The sequence below is a fragment of the Streptomyces sp. NPDC058051 genome, from assembly GCF_042885475.1.
Lineage (GTDB): Bacteria > Actinomycetota > Actinomycetes > Streptomycetales > Streptomycetaceae > Streptomyces.
In genome coordinates this window covers 1-21,045 of record NZ_JBHVRW010000047.1, presented here as the reverse complement: position 1 = coordinate 21,045, position 21,045 = coordinate 1, and the positions used below count along the sequence as shown (strand labels likewise).

The 21,045-nt window shown below is 70.1% G+C and carries 20 protein-coding genes and 1 pseudogene; 17 read left to right on the top strand and 4 right to left on the bottom strand.

Translation table 11 applies throughout. The features are described from left to right. The first annotated feature begins 5 nt into the window (after positions 1-5). Positions 6-404 (top strand): PP2C family protein-serine/threonine phosphatase, encoded by a 399-nt coding sequence (locus ACFVUT_RS36715; protein ID WP_389655458.1) that lies wholly within the window; start codon positions 6-8, stop codon positions 402-404. A 68-nt stretch (positions 405-472) separates the two neighbouring features. Here the strand turns inward: ACFVUT_RS36715 and ACFVUT_RS36710 are convergent, their stop codons facing one another. Further along, complete coding sequence (locus tag ACFVUT_RS36710) at positions 473-1,279, bottom strand: hypothetical protein (RefSeq protein WP_389655460.1); 807 nt, start codon at positions 1,277-1,279, stop codon at positions 473-475. Positions 1,280-1,551: 272 nt separating this feature from the next. Between ACFVUT_RS36710 and ACFVUT_RS36705 the strand changes: the two genes are divergently transcribed. After that, positions 1,552-1,809: a helix-turn-helix domain-containing protein gene (locus ACFVUT_RS36705; RefSeq protein ID WP_389655462.1), complete on the top strand. Its 258-nt coding sequence runs from the start codon at positions 1,552-1,554 to the stop codon at positions 1,807-1,809. An 82-nt stretch (positions 1,810-1,891) separates the two neighbouring features. Here the strand turns inward: ACFVUT_RS36705 and ACFVUT_RS36700 are convergent, their stop codons facing one another. Together ACFVUT_RS36700 and ACFVUT_RS36695 are read right to left on the bottom strand one after the other, a co-directional pair. Continuing rightward, positions 1,892-3,475 carry an MFS transporter gene (locus tag ACFVUT_RS36700; RefSeq protein WP_389655464.1) on the bottom strand — a complete coding sequence of 528 codons (1,584 nt, stop codon included), beginning with the start codon at positions 3,473-3,475 and terminating at the stop codon, positions 1,892-1,894. Positions 3,476-3,993: 518 nt separating this feature from the next. Further along, entirely contained in the window at positions 3,994-4,683 is a 690-nt protein-coding gene (locus tag ACFVUT_RS36695) for an IclR family transcriptional regulator (protein WP_389655466.1), read from the bottom strand. A gap of 113 nt (positions 4,684-4,796) precedes the next feature. On the opposite strand from ACFVUT_RS36695, the gene ACFVUT_RS36690 reads away from it, so the two are divergent. The 14 genes from ACFVUT_RS36690 (at position 4,797) to ACFVUT_RS36625 (ending at position 18,666) form a co-directional block, all read left to right on the top strand. After that, entirely contained in the window at positions 4,797-5,303 is a 507-nt protein-coding gene (locus ACFVUT_RS36690; protein ID WP_389655468.1) for a flavin reductase family protein, read from the top strand. Positions 5,304-5,330: 27 nt separating this feature from the next. After that, on the top strand, positions 5,331-6,788 hold the full coding sequence (gene hpaB / locus ACFVUT_RS36685) for a 4-hydroxyphenylacetate 3-monooxygenase, oxygenase component (RefSeq protein WP_389655470.1): 1,458 nt from the start codon (positions 5,331-5,333) through the stop codon (positions 6,786-6,788). Positions 6,789-6,989: 201 nt separating this feature from the next. Continuing rightward, entirely contained in the window at positions 6,990-8,354 is a 1,365-nt protein-coding gene (locus ACFVUT_RS36680; protein ID WP_389655472.1) for a DUF3500 domain-containing protein, read from the top strand. A gap of 110 nt (positions 8,355-8,464) precedes the next feature. Continuing rightward, positions 8,465-9,628 (top strand): DUF3500 domain-containing protein, encoded by a 1,164-nt coding sequence (locus ACFVUT_RS36675; protein WP_389655474.1) that lies wholly within the window; start codon positions 8,465-8,467, stop codon positions 9,626-9,628. A 236-nt stretch (positions 9,629-9,864) separates the two neighbouring features. Beyond that, positions 9,865-11,382, top strand: coding sequence for a fumarylacetoacetate hydrolase family protein (locus ACFVUT_RS36670; RefSeq protein WP_389655476.1), 1,518 nt, complete (start codon positions 9,865-9,867; stop codon positions 11,380-11,382). After that, entirely contained in the window at positions 11,364-12,062 is a 699-nt protein-coding gene (locus tag ACFVUT_RS36665) for a GntR family transcriptional regulator (protein WP_389655478.1), read from the top strand. The genes ACFVUT_RS36670 and ACFVUT_RS36665 overlap by 19 nt, the downstream gene beginning before the upstream one ends. Positions 12,063-12,122: 60 nt before the next feature. Next, positions 12,123-12,908 carry a 2-oxo-hept-4-ene-1,7-dioate hydratase gene (hpaH, locus tag ACFVUT_RS36660; protein ID WP_389655480.1) on the top strand — a complete coding sequence of 262 codons (786 nt, stop codon included), beginning with the start codon at positions 12,123-12,125 and terminating at the stop codon, positions 12,906-12,908. Then, a complete protein-coding gene (locus ACFVUT_RS36655; protein WP_389655482.1) occupies positions 12,893-13,696 on the top strand; it encodes an HpcH/HpaI aldolase/citrate lyase family protein in 804 nt (267 codons plus the stop codon). The genes hpaH and ACFVUT_RS36655 overlap by 16 nt, the downstream gene beginning before the upstream one ends. A 336-nt stretch (positions 13,697-14,032) precedes the next feature. Further along, complete coding sequence (locus ACFVUT_RS36650; RefSeq protein ID WP_389655484.1) at positions 14,033-14,770, top strand: dienelactone hydrolase family protein; 738 nt, start codon at positions 14,033-14,035, stop codon at positions 14,768-14,770. Between the two features lie 86 nt (positions 14,771-14,856). Continuing rightward, on the top strand, positions 14,857-16,128 hold the full coding sequence (locus ACFVUT_RS36645; protein WP_389655486.1) for an FAD-dependent monooxygenase: 1,272 nt from the start codon (positions 14,857-14,859) through the stop codon (positions 16,126-16,128). Between the two features lie 34 nt (positions 16,129-16,162). Further along, on the top strand, positions 16,163-16,948 hold the full coding sequence (locus tag ACFVUT_RS36640) for an SDR family oxidoreductase (RefSeq protein ID WP_389655488.1): 786 nt from the start codon (positions 16,163-16,165) through the stop codon (positions 16,946-16,948). A gap of 8 nt (positions 16,949-16,956) precedes the next feature. Then, positions 16,957-17,412, top strand: coding sequence for a YybH family protein (locus ACFVUT_RS36635; protein ID WP_389655490.1), 456 nt, complete (start codon positions 16,957-16,959; stop codon positions 17,410-17,412). Next, positions 17,409-18,263, top strand: a complete 855-nt coding sequence (locus ACFVUT_RS36630) for a fumarylacetoacetate hydrolase family protein (protein WP_389655492.1) — start codon at positions 17,409-17,411, stop codon at positions 18,261-18,263. Before ACFVUT_RS36635 ends, ACFVUT_RS36630 begins: the two co-directional genes overlap by 4 nt. Then, entirely contained in the window at positions 18,244-18,666 is a 423-nt protein-coding gene (locus ACFVUT_RS36625) for a RidA family protein (protein WP_389655494.1), read from the top strand. The genes ACFVUT_RS36630 and ACFVUT_RS36625 overlap by 20 nt, the downstream gene beginning before the upstream one ends. Positions 18,667-18,985: 319 nt before the next feature. Here the strand turns inward: ACFVUT_RS36625 and ACFVUT_RS36620 are convergent, their stop codons facing one another. Continuing rightward, positions 18,986-20,206: an MFS transporter gene (locus ACFVUT_RS36620; RefSeq protein ID WP_389655496.1), complete on the bottom strand. Its 1,221-nt coding sequence runs from the start codon at positions 20,204-20,206 to the stop codon at positions 18,986-18,988. 57 nt (positions 20,207-20,263) lie between these two features. Here ACFVUT_RS36620 and ACFVUT_RS36615 point away from each other — a divergent pair. Next, positions 20,264-20,614 (top strand): annotated as a pseudogene (locus ACFVUT_RS36615) (conjugal transfer protein TraA); the annotation flags it as partial. Positions 20,615-21,045: the final 431 nt, after the last annotated feature.

Genomic DNA, 21,045 nt, shown 5'->3' with positions numbered 1-21,045 from the left:
ACAGTATGCGCCCCTGGGGTGCGTCGGTACTGTACCGGCCCGCCGCCCGCGCGCTGGAGGTGGGCGGTGACTGGTACGACCTGGTGGAGCTGCCGGGCGACCGGCTCGGGGTCGCCGTGGGCAACGTGGTCGGTCACGGACTGTCGGCGGCCACCGTCATGGGGCAGCTGCGCAGCGCGCTCAGTGCCGCCTCCCGCTCCTGCGGCGGCCCGGCCCGCGCTCCGGAGATCCTGGAGCTGTACGCCGACTCCGTCGTGGGGGCCGAGAACATGACGGTGGCCAGCGCGGTCGTCGACTGGGACGCCCACCACATCACGTACAGCGTCGCCGGTCACCTGCCGTCGGCCCTGCTGCGGGGCGACGGCACCGTGGAGTTCCTGGACCGGGCCACCGATCCGCTGTAGGCGCCCGGCCGTGCGCGCCCCGCGCCCCGGAGCCGTCCGCCGGCCCCGGAACGCGGAGCGCGAGAGGTCTACTCGGGCGCCTCGATCGTCACCGGCTTGCCCAGGTCGTAGAAGTGCTGCGTGGTCGTGCTCATCACGTCGGCCGTCCGGGACTCGGCCTGCCCGCCGTAGGGCGTGAAGTCGTCCCCGAACCAGAGGATGTGCTCGCGCACGGCCGCGCCCATGAACGTGTACGGCTTCTTGTTCACGATCCGCCACGCCGTGACGTCCTCCCCGTTCTCCAGGGAGAGCACGGGCCGCTCCTGCTCGACGGTCCACTCCGGCGCCGACGCGATCATCTGGGCCGTCACCTCCGGATCGGCGAGCACGCGGTAGAGCTTCCCGGTGGCGGCCACGATCTGCTCCTGCGGGTCACTGCTGTTCTTGTCCCCCTTGACCCACTTGCCGAGCCCCGGCGTCTTGATCCACTCGTCCTCGCCCTTGAAGACGTACGCCTTCTCCCCCTCCGGCCCCGTCATCGACCCGGCCAGCGCGGGCTCGTCCCCGAAGAGGAACCGCGACGTCCCCGACTCGTCCCCCGACTGCACGGCCTCCGTCCCCGATCCGTACGCCTTCAGGGCGGCCACCAGGCACTTCGACAGGGCCGAACCGGCCAGGGTCGTACCGCCCTTGAGCTGGAGGCCGTCGCACTCGGACGGGGTGGCGAAGGCCGGGGACGACGCCTTGGGGCTCTCGTTCCCGGGCGCGGGCCGGTCGGACGACGATTCCGAACGCGTCGGCTCGGCCGACCCGTCCGACGAGGAGCAGCCGGCCAGGAGGCCGACGGCGAGGAGGGTTCCTATGCACGCGTAGGGGCGCGGACGTACAGGTCTCATGTTGTTCGAACTCCACTGGTCACGGACAGCCCGCGACCGCGGACCGTCTTATGGGCTCTCGCAAGCGAATCCATAGCCCCGCACCACCGGTCGTGAAGGTGTTCGCTTCACGGGCCGCGGATGCGGGCCTTTGGATCCTACTGACTTCGGCTCATTGCGGTGAATCTGCGCGAAGTCCCTGAAGGGCCTGGAGTGGTGGCTGTATCCCGTGGTGTGTGAGGTAGGCGGATGGGGGCGGGCTGACCGCCGCGGGACGTCGGCGCCGGGAGACGGTGCGTATGCAGGCAGCCGAGCTGTTCGAGCAGAGGATCAAGCCGCCGGAGGCCGCGCGGCGGCTGCGGGTGAGCCTGAAATCGGCCTACCGGTGGCACCAACGGTGGCGGGAGGGCAGTGTTCAGGCTCTGGCCTCCCGTGGTCCGAGCGGGTCGCGGTGCCGCCTGTCCCCGTGCTGCTTGGAGAACCTGGGGTCGTCTGCCCGAGGCTTGTCCGTCTCGGGCGCGATGAGCTGGCGTGGGAGGGTGACTTGGTGACGCGGGCGGTGCCCTCGAACGATCGGCCACCGGCTTCGGCCGGGTTCAGGCCACGGCCCGATCACGACCAAGCCCCGTACGGTCAGGAGCCGGCGGCGGCGTTGTGCGCGGTTTTGCGGACGCCGACGGTGATCAGTGCGATGACGGCGCCGGCCAGCAACCCGATACCGCCGACGAGGGCGCAGGCGTGCAGTGCGTCGGTGAAGCTCGCCGCGTAGACGGACTGGGCCTGTGCCGTGGTCGAGGCGCTGGAGAGGCGGAGGAAGGCACCGGCCTGAATGCCGGCGTCGGAGACCATGCCCAGCACCTGCCCCTTGTCGGCCGCGCCGAGGTTCGAGGCGGCGAGACGGTCCGGGAGGGAGTTCAGGGTGCTGCGGGTGAGCAGAACACCGAAGACCGCGGGGCCGAGCGCGCTGCCGATCTGGCGAAGGGCGTTGCTGGCGGCACCTGCGGTGGGGGCGAGGCGGGGTGGCAGGCTGTTCACAGCGATGGTGGTGATGGGGGCCGTGGCCAGGGCGATGCCGATCCCGAGGACACCGATGACGGCCGCGCCGGCGAGGGCGCCGCTCGACGGGCCGAAGGTCGTGATCAGGAGGGCGCCGATGCCCGCGACGATGAGGCCGACGACCAGGACCAGGCCGGGGGTGGTACGGATCATGAGCCGTCCGACCAGCGGGCCGAGGGCGACGGTGAAGCCGTTCAGGGCGACGAGGCGGACGGCGATGTCGAGGGTGGAGGCGTGCTGGACCAGGCCGAAGTACTCGCTCAGGATGAAGACGAGGCCGACCTGGGCGAAGAGGGTGAGGCACATGATGGTGGCGGTGCCGGAGAAGGCGAGGGACGAGAACAGCCGCATGTCGAACATGGGATGCGTGGAGCGCAGCTCGGTGACGACGAACGCGGCGAGGGTCACGGCGGCGACGGCGAACGCGATGATGACTTGGGCGGAGCTCCAGCCCTCGACGCCGCCCTCGATGACCGCGTAGATGAGGGCGGCGATGGCGACGATGGCCAGGAGCTGCCCGGGAATGTCGAGGTGGCGTGCGCGTTCGGCGCGGGAGTCGACCAGCAGGAACGCGCCTGCGATGCCGATGAGGACACCGATGACCACGCAGGGCAGGAAGATCCAGCGCCAGGAGGCGTGGTCGACGATGACCCCGTTCATCAGCGGGCCGAGCGTGAGGCCCAGGCCGAGGGAGGCCGTCCACAGAGCGATGGCCTGGGTGCGCTGCCTGCGGTCGGTGCAGACATGGGTGAGCAGAGCGAGGGTGGAGGGCATCAGGGCGGCGGTGCCGATGCCGGAGAGAGCCTGACCCACACAGAGCTGCAGGACACCGGTCGCTGTCAGACAGACCAGACAACCGATGACGAGCAGAGTCAGTCCGGCGAGGTAGACCTTCTTGCGGCCGAAGATGTCACCGAGCACTCCGCAGGTCAGCAGGAGTGCGGCGGACGGCAGGAGGAAGACGTCGGTGATCCACTGCAGTTCGGTGGTGGATGCGCTCAGGGCCTGCTGGATGACGGGCAGCGAGACCGCGACTCCGACGAAGAGCAGGTAGGACACGAACACCCCGAGGCAGGCGAGCACCGTCGTGGCCACCAAGTGCGGGGGAGAGCCGGGCCGGTGCGGTGACTGCGCGGACGTGGGTGATGTGGTGGCGGACATGGCACCTCAAGACATTGTGGACAGCGGCGACCGGCTGTTCCTGACGGGCGACGGGTTGGCCGGTGAGTACCGGCGGTGCAGCGGGCGACTGTGAGGCGGATGCGGTGAGGCTGATGCGGTGTCTCGTGAAGCATCGGTGCGCCCGGTGCCTGGCATCGGTGAGGCGGCTCGCGCAGGGACGGGCGGCACGCACTCGGCCCTGAGCTTCGGCCGACCGTAGTCGCTAATCGTGTACGATCACAAGACATCTGCACGGTAAAAGTTGCACTACATCCATGGGTGTAGATGTGATGTCGTACATGATCTGCCTAGGCCGTTGGCGAGCGGCCGGAGTGGCCGGAGTGGCCTGAGTGGGCGAGTCGTTGAGCGGGGATGTGCCGTAGGCGGCAGGGGCCGGACTCGCCCGAAGGGAAGGTGATGGTCCGCCGCGCAGGCGGGAGCCCTCGCCGGCGGATGCCTCACGCGCGGCCCGGATCAGGCGTGGTCGGCGATGCCTCGCCGACGAGTTCGCCGATGGGTCAGCCGACGAGTTCGCCGATGGCCTCGGCGGCGGTGGTCAGTCGCTGCGCGATCTCCTCCACGGGCCGTTCGCTCGTCACGTAGACCACTCCGACCGCAGCCTGGACGGTGCCGCGGGTGTGTACGGGCACCGCCACCGACGCCACCCCCGAGATCACTTCGCCACGGCTGAACGCGTAGCCCAGTCGGCGCGCTTCCTCGACTGCCTCATCCGCCTCGGGGCAACCGGGGGAGTCGTCCCGTGTCGACAGGATCGCCACTCCCGGGGCGCCCTTGGTCAACGGGTGACGGGTGCCGGGGCGCTGTATCACCGTGCCCGAGGCGTGGCGGGGTTCGACGCTCGCCAGGGTGACGCATTCGTTCTCGTCGTCGATGGCCACGAAGGCGGTCATCGTCAGGTCCTGGGCCACCGAGGCGAGTTCGGGCAACGACACGGTATGCAGGTCGCGTTCCACCGACTGCGCCAGTACCACCAGCCCCGCGCCGGGGGCGTATCCCCCCGCAGCCTGCCGACTGATCAGCCGGTGGCCCTCCAGGGTCCGCAGCATCCGGTACGCGATGGAGCGATGCACCCCGAGCTCGCCCGCGATCTCGTCGACGCTCAGCGGCCGTTGCGCCGCCGCGAGTACCTCCAGCACGCGGATGCCTCGGGAGAGCGTCTGGGATGCGGGCGCCTTGCTGTCCACCATGTCGCAGAACTATAGCGGCCACCCCCTTGCGGTCCGTCGACTCAGAACTCTATCGTTCTCTATTAGAACGATGAATTCGCATATAGAATTCTCACGATGTCACGGGAGACGTCATGGGCGCTGGCACCACGCACCCCGCGGGTCTGGATCGGCGGTTTCGAGCCTCGCTGGCCCGCTTCGCCACCGGCGTCACGGTGGTGACCTTCGACGGCCCCGACGGCCGGCGCGGCTTCACGGCCAACTCATTCATTTCGGTCTCGCTGGACCCTCCGCTGGTCCTGGTGAGCGTGGCGCGAAAGGCACGGTCGCACGACGAGCTCGTCGACCGTCCGTTCGTGGTGAACGTGCTGGGCGCGGAGCAGGAGGCCATGGCGATGCACTTCGCCGGGAGGCCCCGGCTGGAGCCCGGCTGGTCCGACAGTCCCGTCGGCCCCCGCCTGGACGGCGCGCTCGCGCACTTCGCCTGCGAGCCCTGGGCCGCTTACGACGGCGGGGACCACACCCTGTTCGTCGGCCGGGTCGTCGACTTCGACTACCGCCAGGGCGATCTGCTCGGCTTCTGCGGCGGCTCTTTCGTGACCATCCCCGAGCCTCTGCTCGGCATCGAACACCTCATGTGACCCCCACCCGTTCGCAAGGAGACCCCCATGGGCGCACGTTCCGGCCAGGACTTCACCGACCGCCTGGCTCAGCGACACCCTCATGTCCAGATCGACGGTGAGACCCTCACCGACGGCGGGCTGCACCGCCACCCGGCCTTCGCCGGCCTGGCACGCAGTTACGCCGCCCTGTACGACCTCCAGGTCAGCCCGGAACTGAAGGACACCCTGACCTTCACCTCGCCCACCTCGGGCGAGCGGGTCGGCACCTCGTTCCTGGTCCCCAGGACCTACGAGGACCTGGTCAAGCGACGCACCGCGTTCAGCACGTGGGCCAGCTACAGCTTCGGCGCGCTCGGCCGCACCGGCGACTACCTCAACAGCGGCCTCATGGCGCTCTCCGAGGCGTCCTCGTGGTTCAGCGAGTCCAACAAGGGGTTCGGCGAGAACCTCGTCCGCTACGTGGAGAAGGTCCGCGAGGAGGACCTGCTGACCACGCACACCCTGATCCCACCGCAGGTCAACCGCAGTGTCGCCGCGAGCCAGCAGGCCGGCGGCATGCTGGCGGCCCGAGTGGTGGAGGAGGACGACAACGGCATCGTCGTACGGGGCGCCCGCATGGTCGCCACCATCGCGCCGATCGCCGACGAGATCCTCGTCTTCCCCTCCACGGTGCTGCGCAACACCCCGGAGGACGAGCCGTACGCCTACGCGTTCGCCGTCCCGCTCGACACGCCGGGCCTGCGCCTGGTCGCCCGCCAGCCCGTACTGCACGGCCGCAGCACCTTTGACGAGCCCCTCGCGTCCCGCTTCGAGGAGAGCGACGCGCTGGTGATCTTCGACGACGTGCATGTGCCGTACGAGCGCGTCTTCGTGCTGCGCGACACCGCGATCTGTAACCAGTTCTACACGCGGACGTCCGCGACCGCGCACATGACGCATCAGGTGGCCACCCGCACCCTGGCCAAGTCCGAGTTCTACCTGGGCCTGCTCTCGGCGATGGCCGAGGCGATCGGCATCGGCCAGTTCGGCCACATCCAGGAGGACCTCGCCGAGGTCATCAACATCGTGGAGATCCAGAAGGCCCTCATCCAGTCCGCGGAGACCCAGGCGGCGGTCAACGAGTTCGGTGTCTTCACGCCGAAGTGGGAGCCGCTGAACACCTCCAGGAACTGGTTCCCGAAGGTGGCGCAGCGCTTCCCCGCCATCGTCCGCAAGTTCGGCGCGGGCGGCCTGATGGGCCTGCCCGGTGCCGAGGACGTGTTCGGTGCCGCGGCCGACGACGTGACCACGTACCTCCAGGGCAAGGCGATCGACGGCCCGGACCGGGTTCGACTGTTCAAGCTGGCCTTCGACGCGAGCATCTCCTCGTTCGCCGGCCGCCAGACGCTGTACGAGAACTTCTTCTTCGGCGACCCGGTCCGGATGGCCGGCGCCCTGGCGAACAGCTACGACCGCAGCGAACTCACCCAGCGCGTCTGGGACTTCGTGAAGCGCGAGGACTGATCTGCGGAGCCCGGCGCGTGGCACGGACCCTCCCTCGCTGTCGGCCGCTACGCGCCGGGCCCGGTCCCCAAGGGGAGTTGGCGACCCCCGTTCACTGTCCGTTGCGCATGAATTCGTATACGATCTCGACTGTTCGCGCTGGACCGAGAGGTTCCGGTTCCCGGGGCCCGGGTGCTCCGTACGTCAGAGAAGGAGACGACGATGTCCCTCGGAGACTTCCGCGACCACCTCATTGCCGCCGATGCGGCGCGACTGCGCGAAGCGCGCGGGCTGAATCCGTGGACCTACGCCGAGCCGATCCGGCAGAGCGACAAGGCGACCGGCCTCATCAACTACTGGCAATGCCTCTACTCCGAACCCTTCAAGGGCATCACCGCCGACGGGCAGGTACTCGAAGGGCGCTATGCCCTCGCCGACGAGGGATTCGACGTGGCCGGCGCCGTCACGGCCGCCAAGGGGATCGTCGCCGCGCTGAGCGAGGGCGAACTGGCCCGGGTGCGACACCCCCTCGACGCCGCCGAGTGGCGGGACTGGTACAACCCCGAGTGGCCGATGAACGCCCACGGCGTACGCCTCGACGAGGTCGCGCCCGAGGTCCGCGAAGCCGTGGCCGGACTCATGCGTGCCTGCTTCAGCGACGACGGATACGTCAAGACCCGGCAGGTGCGCTCGGCCAACCTCTACCTCGGCGAGCTCTACGACCTGCGGAACATCATGAACGAGTGGAGTTACCACTTCCTGATGTTCGGCGAGCCCAGCGAGACCGAGCCGTGGGGCTGGAACCTGTACGGGCACCACCTGGCGCTCAACTGCCTCGTCATCGGTTCGCAGATCGTCGTCTCGCCCACGTTCATGGGCGCGGAGCCGACCACGGTGGACCGCGGCGACGGCGAGAGCTTCGAGCTGTTCAAGCGCGAGGCGCTCACCGGCATCGAGCTCATGCGGTCCCTGCCGGCCGAACAGCGCCGGCTCGCCACGACCTACCGGCAGATGAAGGACCCGGCGATGCCCGAGGGCCGCTGGCACTTCGCCGACGAGCGGACCCTCGGCGGGGCGTACCAGGACAACCGCGTCGTCCCGTACGAGGGTGTCCGCGCCCGCGATCTCGCGTCGGGGCAGCAGGAACAACTGCTCCGTGTCGTCGAGAGCTTCGTCGACTTCCTGCCCGAACGCCCGCTGCGGGCCCGGATGCGGCAGATCGAATCGGCGCTCGACGACACCTGGTGGAGCTGGGTCGGTCCCGACGACGGCATCCAGCCCTTCTACTACCGGGTGCAGAGCCCCGTCGTCATGGTCGAGTTCGACAACCACCAGGGCGTGTGGCTCACCAACACCGAACCCGCCCGCTTCCACGTGCACACGGTCGTGCGTACGCCGAACGGCAACGACTACGGCAAGGACCTCCTGCGGCAGCACTACGCCGCGGCACACCGGGCGGGCGCGGACCAGGCGCACGGCGAGCCGGGCGGGCGCGCCGGAGCGGACGGTCACGCGCCCGAGCACGGCGCGCACCTGCACACCGACGGACGGGACCACCCCGGTCACACCGGCCACCAGGGCCACTGAGCGGGAGCCAGGCCCCAGGGCCCGGGAGGCGCGGGCGCCGGTTCCGCACCCTGCGCCCGCGCACCCGCCCGGCCCCCACCGGCATCCACACGACGACGACGGAGAAGCACATGGTGTCATCGCCCAACCGCATACCGGACGGCGAAGAGAAGCCGGGACCGCTGACCTACGAGGCCCCGACGGCGATCCGGCAGATGCTGTTCGCCACCTGGGCGCTGCTCAACTCCCTGACCCACGGCCAGCGTGAGCAGGCGTTCCTGCCCATGGACGACGAGCGGCGCGTCGACTGGGACTTCATCCCCAAGCCCGACCGCTGCGGTGTCCCGCTTTTCGCCCTGGACCGGCACCAGCGGACCATCGCCCACACCCTGCTCAAGTCCGGGCTCAGCATCCACGGCTACAGCCAGGCCGTGTCGATCATGGCCACCGAGAACATCCTGCGCGAACTCGAAGCGATTCCCAGGGGCTTCGGCGCCATCGCCGGCGACTTCCGCGACCCGGAGGGCTACTGGTTCAGCTTCTTCGGCCGGCCCGGTTTCGAGGACACCTGGGGATGGAGGGTCATCGGGCACCACATCTCCTTCAGCTACACCATCGTCGGCCAGCGCCACCTCACCGTCACGCCGCTCGCGATGGGAGCCCAGCCCTTCCCGGCCGGGGTGCTCAACCCCCTGGGCGCGAACGAGGAACTGGCCTTCCGGATCCTGGGCGCACTGGACGAGGACAAGCGGTCCACGGCGCTGATCCATCCCGTCGCCCCGGCGGACTTCGCCACCCGACAGGTGCCGCGGGTCGGCGCCGAGGAGTGGCCCGACCACGTCGACCTCGGCATCGTGGGCTACAGCATCACCGACGAGGACCGCGAGGCCCTGCGCTTCGTGAAGAGCGCGCCGTCCGGGCTCAACGGCGCCGAGATGTCGCGGGCCGAACTCGACCGGGTGCACGAACTGCTGTTCCGCTACTTCGACACCGTGCCCGAGGAACTCGCCGCGCAGTACCGCGACGCGACGCTCGCCGAGAACCCGGAGCGCCTGACCTTCGCCTGGGCGGGCGGCACCGACCCGGACAGCCCCCATTACTACCGGATCTCCACCGGGCGGGTCCTGGTCGAGTCCGACAACGCCGTGGCCCAGGGCCAGCACATGCACAGCGTCTGGCGCGACCTGGACAACGACCTGGGCCATGACCTGCTGCTGGACCACTACGAGCACCACGGCCACCACGGAGAGCACCTGCGCCGCCGGCTGGACAGCACCCGGCCCGAGAACGGCTGAGCGGGGGGCGTACGGCCGGAACAGCGCGGGCGCGACGGGGAAACGGACCGCTCGCGCTTCCCCGTGCTCAGGCGGAGTGGCCCGCCCCGGCTCCCGCCGGGCCGGCGGCCTCCGGCCCGGCGGGCGTGTGGTGGTCCGGCGCGGAAGGCCCCGCGCCGGGTGCGGTCCGGATTGCTTGCTCCGCCCTCACGGGAACGTATATGATTTCTCCAGAAGAGGATGCGACGAGGAAACCCATGAGCAGAGAATCAGCGACGCCAGGTGCCCAGCCGGGAGAGGGTCCGGACGCGCGCCTCGGTGCGCTCCCGTCCCGCCCCGGGAAGATCATCGGCGTCCGTCTGAGTTATGCGTCACGCGCGGATCAGCGGGGCCGGCGTCCCGAGCGGCCCTCGTACTTCCTCAAGCCGTCCAGCTCCGTGGGCACCGGTGGCGGCATCGTCGAGCGGCCGCAAGGCACCGAACTCCTCACCTTCGAGGGGGAGATCGCCCTCGTCGTCGGAACGCCCGCACGGCAGGTGGCCCCGGACGCGGCCTGGGAGCACGTCGCCTGGGTCACCGCGGCCAACGACCTCGGCCTGTACGACCTGCGCGCGAACGACAACGGCTCCGGCCTCCGGGCCAAGGGCGGTGACGGCTTCACCCCGATCGGCCCGGCGCTCCTCGACGCGCGCGCGGTCGATCCGTCCGCCCTGCGCGTACGGACCTGGGTCAACGGCCACCTCGTGCAGGAGGACACCACGGCCGGCCTGCTCTTCTCGCCCGCACAGATCATCGCCGACCTCTCCCAGCACCTCACGCTGGAACGAGGCGATGTCATCCTCACCGGCACACCGGCCGGATCCAGCGTCGTCGTACCCGGCGACGTCGTCGAGGTCGAGGTCGATGCCCCTGCGACGGCGGGCGCACCCACCACGGGCCGCCTGGTGACCGAGGTGACCGAGGGCACCACCACGTTCGACGGTGCGCTCGGCTCGCTCCCCTCGGCCGACGACACCCTGCGGACCGCCGCCTGGGGCTCACGCGAGGCGGCGGGACTCGGCGCGACGGCCGGCAGGACCGCCCTGACCGAGGTGCTGCACGAGAAGCTGATGCGGGCACCTGTCGCGGGTCTCTCCGCCCAGCTGCGCAAGCGCGGCCTGAACAACGTGACGATCGACGGGATCCGGTCGCTGCGCCCGGACGCCAAGATGGTGGGCACCGCCCGGACCCTGCGGTTCGTCCCGAACCGTGAGGACCTCTTCGCCAGTCACGGCGGCGGGTACAACGCCCAGAAGCAGGTCTTCGACAGCGTCCGCGCGGGCGAGGTCCTCGTGATCGAGGCGCGCGGCGAGAGCGGATCGGGCACCCTGGGGGACGTCCTTGCGCTGCGCGCGCACGCACGTGGGGCCGCCGGCATCGTCACGGACGGCGGCGTCCGCGACGCCGAAGCCGTGGCAGCCGTCGGCATCCCCGTCTACACGGCCGGCGCCCACCCCGCCGTCCTCGGCCGCAAGCACGTCCCCTGGGAAGCCGATGTCACCGTCGGCTGCGGAGGCACGACCGTGCAGCCCGGCGACATCATCGTCGGCGACACGGACGGCGTGATCGTCATCCCGCCCGCGCTCGCCGACGAGGTCGTCGACGCGACCCTCGCCCAGGAGGACGAGGACGCGTGGATCGCCGAACAGGTGGCGGCAGGCCACCCGATCAAGGGACTGTTCCCCTTGAACACCGAGTGGAGAGCGAGGTACGAGGCATGGCAGGCGGCCCGTTGAACAAGGTCAAGACGCTGAGCAAGTCCCAGCAGGCGTATCACTGGATCAAGGAGCGTATCGCGCAGCAGGAGTTCACGCCCGGCTACCGGCTGGTGCTCGCGACGATCGCGGGCGAGCTGGACATGAGCGTGGTCCCGGTGCGTGAGGCGGTGCGCCAGCTGGAGGCCGAAGGGCTCATCACGTTCGAGCGCAACGTCGGCGCCCGGGTGTCGATGGTCGACGACTCGCAGTACCGCACCACCATGCAGGTCATCAGCATCGTGGAGAGCGCGGCGACCGCGCTCTCGGCACGCGAGCTCACCGAGGCCGACCTGCGGCAGGCCCGCGCTGTGAACGAGATCATGGCGGGCCGGCTCGAACGGTTCGATCCGCGTGCGTTCTCCGCCCTCAACCAGGAGTTCCATCACATCCTCTACTGCCGGTGCCCCAACGCACAGCTGCTGGAGATCGTCGAGTCCGAGTGGACCCGCCTCGGCCACCTGCGGGACTCGATCTTCGCGTTCGTCCCCGACCGGGCGCGGGAGTCCGTGCGGGAGCACGAGCAGATCCTCGGCCTCATCGAGCGGGCCGCCCCCCTCAACGAGATCGAGGAGGCGGTGCGGCGCCACCGCAAAGGCACGCTCTCGGCCTTCATCGAACACGAACACCCCGACGAGGCGGCCGGTTTCCCGGCGCTGTGAGACCCCAACGGCCGCGGACCGGCGATGTACCGCCCACGGCCTCACGACGAAGGAGCACGGATGCTGCCCGCCGAGACGATCGCCGCACTCGCTGAGGAGCTCGCCGACGCGGAGCGCGAACGTGGAGTCATCCCGCGTCTCACGGCCCGCCATCCCGAGGCGACGGTCGAGGACTCCTACGCGATCCAGGGCGTGTGGCGCGACAGGAACATCGCCGCGGGCCGCCGCCTGGTCGGCCGCAAGATCGGGCTGACCTCCCGGGCGATGCAGGCCGCCACCGGGATCACCGAGCCCGACTACGGCGTCATGTTCGACGACACCGTGTGGGAGAGCGGGGCGGTCATCCCGTACGACACCTACTCGAACGTACGCATAGAGGTCGAGCTGGCCTTCGTGCTCGCGGCGCCTCTCGAAGGCCCGAACTGCACGCTCTTCGACGTCCTGCGCGCGACCGAATTCGTCACGCCCGCCCTGGAGATCCTCAACTCCCACTTCGAGATGGAGGGGCGCACCATCGTCGACACCATCGCCGACAACGCCGCCTACGGCGGGGTGGTGCTGGGCGGTTCACCGATGGAGCCCGGCCAGGTCGACCTGAGATGGGTGTCCGCGCTGCTGTACCGCAACGAGAGCATCGAGGAGACGGGAGTCTCCGCGGGTGTCCTCAGCCATCCGGCCACCGGGGTCGCCTGGCTCGCCAACAAGCTCCACCAGCACGGTGCGCGCCTGGAGGCGGGAGAGACCGTCCTGGCGGGTTCGTTCACCCGCCCGGTGTGGGTCGACCGTGGGGACAGCGTCCTGTGCGACTACGGAAAGATGGGAACGATCTCGTGCCGTTTCGTCTGAAGGCCCCGTTCCGCGACGCGCTGCGCGACGCCGCGCCGCGGCCTCTCGCCGGGATGTGGGTGTGCTCGGGCAGTGCGACCGTGGCCGAGATCTGTGCGGGCGCCGGCCTGGACTGGCTGCTGATCGACATGGAGCACGGCCCGAACGGGCTCGGGTCCGTGCTGGCGCAGCTCCGGGCTGTCGCGGCCTACCCGGTCGTCCCCCTGGTGCGGGTGCCCGCCAACGACCCCGTGACGATCAAGCAGGTGCTCGATCTGGGTGCCCAGAACCTGCTCGTGCCCATGGTGTCCTCGGTGGCCGAGGCACGGGCCGCCGTGGAAGCGGTGCGGTATCCGCCGGGCGGCCGCCGTGGTGTCGGGTCCGCCCTCGCGCGCTCGGCCCGCTGGAACCGCGTGGACGACTACCTCACCGAAGCCGACCGGTACACCTCGCTGTTCGTGCAGGTGGAGACGGTCGCGGGGGTGGAGGCCGCCGCGGGGATCGCGGCCGTCGACGGGATCGACGGCGTCTTCGTGGGGCCGTCGGACCTGGCGGCCTCGATGGGCCTCCTCGGACTGCAGGCCCACCCGGACGTCACCGCCGCCGTACTGCGGGCCTTCGACGCGGTCCGGGACGCGGGCGTGCCGGTCGGGGTCAACGCGTTCGACCCTGCCGTCGCGCAGGCGTACATGGACGCGGGGGCCACCTTCGTCCTCGTCGGTGCCGACGTCGCCATGCTGGCCCGGGGCTCCGAGGACCTGGCCGCCCGTTTCACCGCCGCCCCGGAGGCGGACCGCGTGAGTTACTGAGCTTCCGCCGGGGCCGGGCCCGCGAATCATATACACCTTCCTCCCTCCCGAGGGTGCCCCGCCACGGCTTCTCCGGCAGGGGTGCGGCATCTCTGTGCGGCAGCCATGAATCCCCTGTGACCTGGGTGAATCCTGCGTACGGAGACCCGGTGCGCGCCAATTCCCCTCCCCATTCGGAGCCTGTCGCGCCCTTCCCTCCGATGTTCAATATCATGTACGATCCAGAAAAGTATGCGTGATCAGGGTCGAAGAGGGCAGTCGCCGGGAACGGCGGCAGCAGTCCGTGTCCCGGCCCGTACGCCCTCGACGACACCTTCGAGCGAGGAACGGCGACAGATGAGTGATCAAGTCTCACGAGACATCCCCTACACGCGCGACGGCACACGGATGATCGGACACCTGTGTGCGCCGGCCGCTTCCGAAGACCTCCCCGCTGTCCTGCTCATCCATGACGCCTTCGGTCTGGGCGACGACATGATCGCTACGGCCGGCCGGATCGCTGAGCTCGGGTACGCGGTGTTCGCGGCCGACCTGTGGGGTGGCCGCACGCTTCCCCGGACGCATGCGGAGATCGGCCCCCTCATGGGAGGGCTGGCAGGCGACCGGGCCCGCTGGATGGCACGGGTCGAAGCAGCCCGGGTGGCCGCAGCCGAGCAGCCCGAGGTCGACGCCTCCGCGATTGCCGTCCTCGGCTACTGCTTCGGCGGTTCCACCGCGCTCGAGTACGTGCGTACCGGAGGCGAGGTGCGTGGCGCGGTGAGCATCCACGGCGGCCTCGACACCGTCGAGCTGGACTGGAGCGCGCTCACCCCCGGCGCGTCGGTCCTCCTCTGCACCGGGGCGGACGACTCCATGGCCCCCCTCGACACGCTGGCCCGACTCCAGACGGCCATGAGCGCGGCGGGCGTCGAGTGGGAGGTGGACCTGTACGGCAACACCAAGCACGCGTTCACCAACCCCGGGGCGGCGAGCGCCGACGCCGCGTACAACCCCCGCAGTGCCGCACGGGCGTGGGAGTCGTCCACCGGGTTCCTTCGCGCCCTCTTCCCCGGCACGCAGCCCGCCTCACGCTGACCCCGCACCGATCGCGCGGCACCGGACCTGCCGGTGGCGCAGGGCCGGTCACGTCACCACCCACCCGACAGAAGAACGAGGACGCCATGCTCGACATCGCCATCATCGGCGCCGGCCCCTGTGGCCTGGCCACCGCGCTGCGCCTGCACCAGCAGGGACTGCGCCCCCGCATCTACGAAGCGGTCCCGGAGCTGCGCCCCCTCGGCGTCGGGATCGACGTCAAGGTCTACGGCACGCGCGAGCTGGACGAACTGGGCCTGCTCGACGGATTCCGGGAGATCTCCGTCGACGCCGACGAGTCCATCTTCTTCAACAACCACGGCCAGGAGATCTACGCCGAGAAGTGCGGCGTCCACATGGGCTACGAGCACGAGCAGCGCTTCGTGCACCGCGGCACCTTCCAGATGTTCCTGTACCGCGAGGTTCTGGAACGACTCGGCGAGGACGCGGTCGTCCTGGGCGTGCGGACGACCGGCTACACGCAGGACGAGGACGGGGTCACCCTCCAGGTCGTGCACACGGACGGCACCGAGGGCGAGGTGCGCGCCGACGCCGTGATCGCCGCGGACGGCATCAACTCGGTGGTCCGCAGGCAGATGCATCCCGAGAGCGCGGAACCGAAGTACTCCGGCCTCACCATGTGGCGCGGCACGACGCTCATGGAGCCGTTCAAGACCGGCGGCACGATCCTGCACATCGGCGACCCCCGCGTCTCCAGCCTCATCGTCTACCCGATCGAGAACGACTTCGAAGGAACGGGCCTCACGCTCGTCAACTGGGTCGCCGAGGCCACCCGCAGCGAGTCCACCGAGGACTGGAACCAGCGGGGTTCCGTCGACGAGATCCTGCCGTACTACGACACGTGCACGATCGACTTCATCGACGTCCAGAAGATGCTCACCGACGCACGCGAGGTGTTCCTCTTCCCGCTCATCGACCACGACCCGCTGGACAGCTGGGTCGACGGCCGGGTCGTGCTCGTCGGTGACGCCGCGCACGCGATGTACCCGCGAGGCGGCAACGGCGCGTGTCAGGCGATCGTGGACACGCGCGTCATCGCCGAGAAGCTCGGGAACATCAGCGACCCCCACGAGGCACTCCTGGCCTTCGAGGCCGAGCGCCTGGAAGGCGTCAACCGGATCGTTCTGGCCAACCGTGGCGAGGGCTACGAGGTCATCCGCCGCATGGTCGCCGAGCGGACCGACGGCCAACGGTTCGACGACATCGAGGCAGTCCTCCCGCTCGCCGAGGCCGACGAGATCTTCAGCAAGTACCACCAGCTCGTCGGCCAGCGGCGCACGGACTCGGGGGGCAAGCCGATGGCCGGCTTCCGCACCTCGGCGGCCGAGTCCGCCTGAAAGCCCCCGTCACCCACCGAAAGGAGCGCTCCGCATGGACCTCGGACTCACCGGACGGACGGCGTTCGTCGCGGCCTCGTCCCAAGGGCTCGGGTACGCGTGCGCCCGTTCCCTGGCCCGCGAAGGCGTCGCGGTCACACTCAACGGCCGTGAGCAGACCAAGCTCGCCGCCGCGGCCGAGGCGCTCCGTGAGGAGATCGGCGGCGGTGCCCAGGTGTCCTGGGTCGCCGCCGACCTCACCACCCGCGAGGGCCGCGCCGCGATCGTGGCGGCCGTACCGTCCCCAGACATCCTCGTCACCAACAACGCCGGTCCGCCCCCGGGCACCCTCGACGACTGGGACGAGGACGCGCTCGTCGGCGCCCTGCGCGCGAACACGGTGCCGGCTGTCCAGCTGATGCGCGCCTACGTCCCCGGCATGCGCGAGCGGCAGTTCGGTCGGATCGTCAACATCACCTCGGCGATGGTCAAGGGCCCGGCCTACGAGATGGGACTCTCGACCTCCGCCCGGTCGGCCCTCACCGCGATCAGCAAGTCCATCAGCAACGACGTCGTGGCCGACAACGTGACGGTCAACAACCTGCTCCCCGAGCGGATCGACACGCCGCGGCAGGAGTTCATGGCCCAGCGGATGATGGCCGCGCACGGGATCGGCCGGGATGAGGCCCGCAGGCGTATCGCCTCGACCGTCGCGGCGGGCCGGCTCGGCCGGCCGGAGGAGTTCGGCGACGCCTGCGCGTTCCTGTGCAGCGCGCAGGCCGGGTACATCTCGGGCCAGAACCTCCAGCTCGACGGCGGATCGTACCGGGGAACCCTATGAGTACGGTCATGAGCGCGGACGCCGCGACCAGGGCCGAACTGCTCGCCCTGGAGGAGCGCCGTCGCGCCGCCCTCGTCGCCGTGGACCTCCCCGCGCTGGAGGACATGTTCGATGAGTCGCTCGTACACATCCACGCCCCTGGGCTCACGCACAGCAAGGCCCAGCTGCTGGAGCACGTCGCGACCCGTCAGGCCTACCTCGACTCGGCGCGCGGTGAGCTGCGGATCCGGATCGTCGGCGACGTGGCCGTCATGACGGGTCGGCTGACCAACAGGCTCCGTTCCCCCGAAGGCGGTGAGCGGGTCCTCGGAGGGGTCGTCACCCAGGTGGTGCGGCGCTGCGAGGACGGCGCGTGGCGGTTCCTCAGCTTCCAGATGACGCCGGACGGCGAACACGTATGGCCTGCGATGCCCTCGGAGCTGGAGGCGCAGGCCGAGACCACAGGGAAAGACGGACAACGATGAAGATCGCACGATTCCGCGTCGCCGACGGCCCCGTACGGCTCGGACGAGTCGACGGCGACCGGGTCACCGACATCTCCGACGTCCCAGGTGTGGGCACGTCGCTGCGCGCGATCCTGCCGACGCTCGGCACACTCCGGGACGCCGTCCTCGCGGCTGACGGCCCGAGCCACCCGCTTGACACGGTCGTGCTCGAGGCGCCGGTCGACGACCCGCAGAAGTACCTCGGCATCGGCATGAACTACAAGGAGCACGCGGAGGAGGCCCGCCGGGCCGGCGTACCGATCCCGACGAGCCAGATGTGGTTCAACAAGCAGGTGTCCTGCATCGCCGGACCGTACGACGCGATCCACAAGCCGGCGGTGTCGGACGAGCTCGACTACGAGGTGGAGCTGGGCGTCGTCATCGGGCAGCGCTGCCGGCACGTGGCCGTCGATGACGCGCGCTCCGTGATCGCGGGCTACCTCGTGACCAACGACGTCTCCGTGCGCGACTGGCTCGCCAAGCGGTCGCCCACCTTCACGCTCGGCAAGTCCTTCGACACCCACGGGCCGATCGGGCCGTGGCTGACGACGGGCGACGAGATCGCCGACCCGCACGACCTGCGGATGCGGCTGTCCGTGAACGGCGAGGTCCGCCAGGAGTCGCCCACCAACGACATGATCTACGACATCTACGAGCAGATCGCCTACCTCTCGCAGGTCATGACGCTCATGCCGGGCGACATCCTCGCCACCGGCACCCCGGCCGGGATCGGCGCCCCCACCGGACGCTTCCTCAAGGCAGGAGACATCGTGCGGGCCGAGATCGAGGGCCTCGGGGTGATCGAGAACCATGTCGTCGCCGCACCCTGACCGCGTGCCGGGCCGTGTCAGTATCTACCTCCCCGGCTTCGGGCACGCCAACCCCATTCCAGCGGCGAGCCGCATCGGTCCGTTCCTTGCCTCGGGTGCTCTCACGGGCCGTGACCCGGCGACCGGTGTGATGCCGGAGGATCTCCAAGCGCAGTGTGCGAACGTGTTTGCCCACGTCCGCGCACTCATGGTCGCCGTGGACGGCACGACGGACGACATCCTCAAGATGACGTTCCAGCTCGCCCGATACCGCGACCGGGACGCCCTCAACCGGGAGTGGATCACGATGTTTCCCGATCCCGCCCACCGGCCCGCCCGCCAGGTGGTCGCGGCGCAGCTGGACGGCGGCGCGCTCGTCCACTGCGACCTCATGGCGATTCTCGGCGACCCGAGAAGCCTGTGATCGCATGCCGCGGCCAGGGCCGGGACGAGGACGACGGCGACCCCGCGGACCCTCGTCCCGGTGCACCGCGCCGAGCTCCACGAGAAAGCGGTGAAGGCGGTCACCACAGGGTTTCGCCCGACAGGGCCTCTTCGCTGAGCGGCATCCGCGCAGCCGGGGCGTGCTCCCAGGTCAGAACATGCCAGGACCGGGTGGCGGCAATTTCTACGGCGTAGGTTTGCAAGGGAGGGAGTGGACATGGCCAGACGCACTCAGGGCACTTCAGCAGGACTCGACCGCGAGCGAACCGATGCAGAGCCAGACGGGTTGTTTCTGACCGTCAGGAAGCGGCGGAGTCGAGAGTCATGGCAGTGCCGGATCCCGTCGCTGATCGGCCGGCCCGGCGTACCTCGCCCCACCAGCCGACCCCCGTCAGCACCAGGGTGAGGCCGACTCCGGCCAGGATGGCCGTGGACGGTGCCACCACCTTGAGGAGGGCACCGGCGAGCGACCCTGTAGCCGCGTAACCCGCACCCGCCGCCGCGTACATCACCGAGTAACCCGCAGCCAGAGCGCTCGGCGGAAGTGCCTCGCGCAGGGACAGGTTACGGGTGAGCATCGCGCACGACTGGAGCGTGCCCCCCACGACCAGCGCGGCGGCAATCCCAGCCGGGTGAGGCGTCAGCGCCGCGAGGGCCACGCAGGCCGATGTCCCGGCCATCAGCACCACGCTGCGGGTACGCAGCCGCCCGGGCCAGGACCGAAGACCGTGGACGAAGGCGCCGAGCCCTCCGCCCACCGCCATCCCGGTCAGCAGCGGACCGGACCAGCCGACGCCGACGCCGCGATGTACGAGAAGGGCTGGCAGCACGAGTTCAGCCAGACCGAGCAGAGCCAGACTGGCCGCGCCCATGACGTACACCGGCCAGGCGCCGGTCAGGAGTCGCAACAGCGACGCGCCCGTCCGGTCCTCGCTGCCCGTGTCGTCCGCGCCCCAGCCGGCCGGAAGCAGCCACAGGCCCGCGACCGACGACGCCATCAGGGCAGCGCCGAGAAACAGCGGGACGGGCGATGCGACACCGAGAGCCAGGCCGGCAACCGCCGCCGGGGAGAGGGCCCAGATGCCGGCCGTCAGTACCGACTCGACGGATAGTGCCTGCGTTGTAGCATGCTCCGGCACAAGCACAGTGAGCAGCGTGCGCAGGCCACCGGTGGCAGCGGCCGGGGCGGCACCGGCGAGACACGCGAACCCGGCGAGGACCGCCGGATGCGCATCGGGAAACACCCCGAGGCCCGCGAACGCGACGGCTCCGAACGCGAGCCCGGCGGCCAGGTGAGCGCGGGCGCGGTCGGGGCGCAGGCGCATCCCGAGGATGGGGGCGCCGACGATCTCGCCTATGACGTAGGCCGCCGCGAGGATCGCGCCCAGGGAGTAGCCGCCGGAGCGTTCGCGCACCAGGAAGACCAGGGCCAACGGGGCCATGGCCACCGGCATGCGGGCGCCGACGGCGGTGCAGGACCAGATCAGGACCTGCTTCGAGGCAATGTCGCGATAGCTCATGGCATGACGCTAGAAGCCGGCACCGGCACCGCCCAAGGGGATTTCCGGCGCCTGTAGGGGCACTTGCCGGGGGAGCGGGCCGCGTACGCGCTGGCCTGTTGGTCCGCCGACCCGTCGCGCCCGCCGAAGCGCACGGTGCTGCTGTCGCTGACCGAGCTGCGCGAGCGATGGCGGGCCTCAGCGATCCGGGTGTTCGGCGCCGACGTCATTGACGGGCTGGCGGTGTGGGCGCGGGCGGCGGCCGTGGCGGTGTGGGCGCGGGTGAGGACGGTGGTCGACGTCGTCCTGGCGGCGGTGGACATCGTCGCCGTGGTGTACATGATGCGCGGTGCGTTCAAGCGCCACCACCTGCTTGCCGAAACCCGCCGCCACCTCGCCTGCGCCCTGCGCGGCCGACCCCACCGGCCCGCAGAACGGGGCTGTCCAGGACGGGACGGCTCCGACGCCGTGATCACGCCAGCCACACCGTGATCGTTCCATCCAGGGGAGGCCGAGCGAGTGCTCTTCCGCAACTCGGACGGCTCAACGAGGACGGCGAGCTCACCGCAACGCAGTCGGAACGGCCCTCACCCGAAGGAGTCCAGACAGGAACGTGCTTGGCCAGGCCGGCTCTCCGGCCTGCCTGGCGGCCTACGGCCCCGGCGCGATCCGGATTCCGGCGAGGAGTGAAGTGCTCGTTCCGGCCGGGGCCATGAACGCGGGTGATCACGTGCATCGTTGATGTGTACGTCGCCGTCTGCGACAGAGCGGGTGTGGCGTCTTGGCGGGCCGTGAGGTCGATGTGCCTGTGACAGAACGAAGACGTCGCGGAGGACGGCCTGTGACTCGGTGCGAGATAC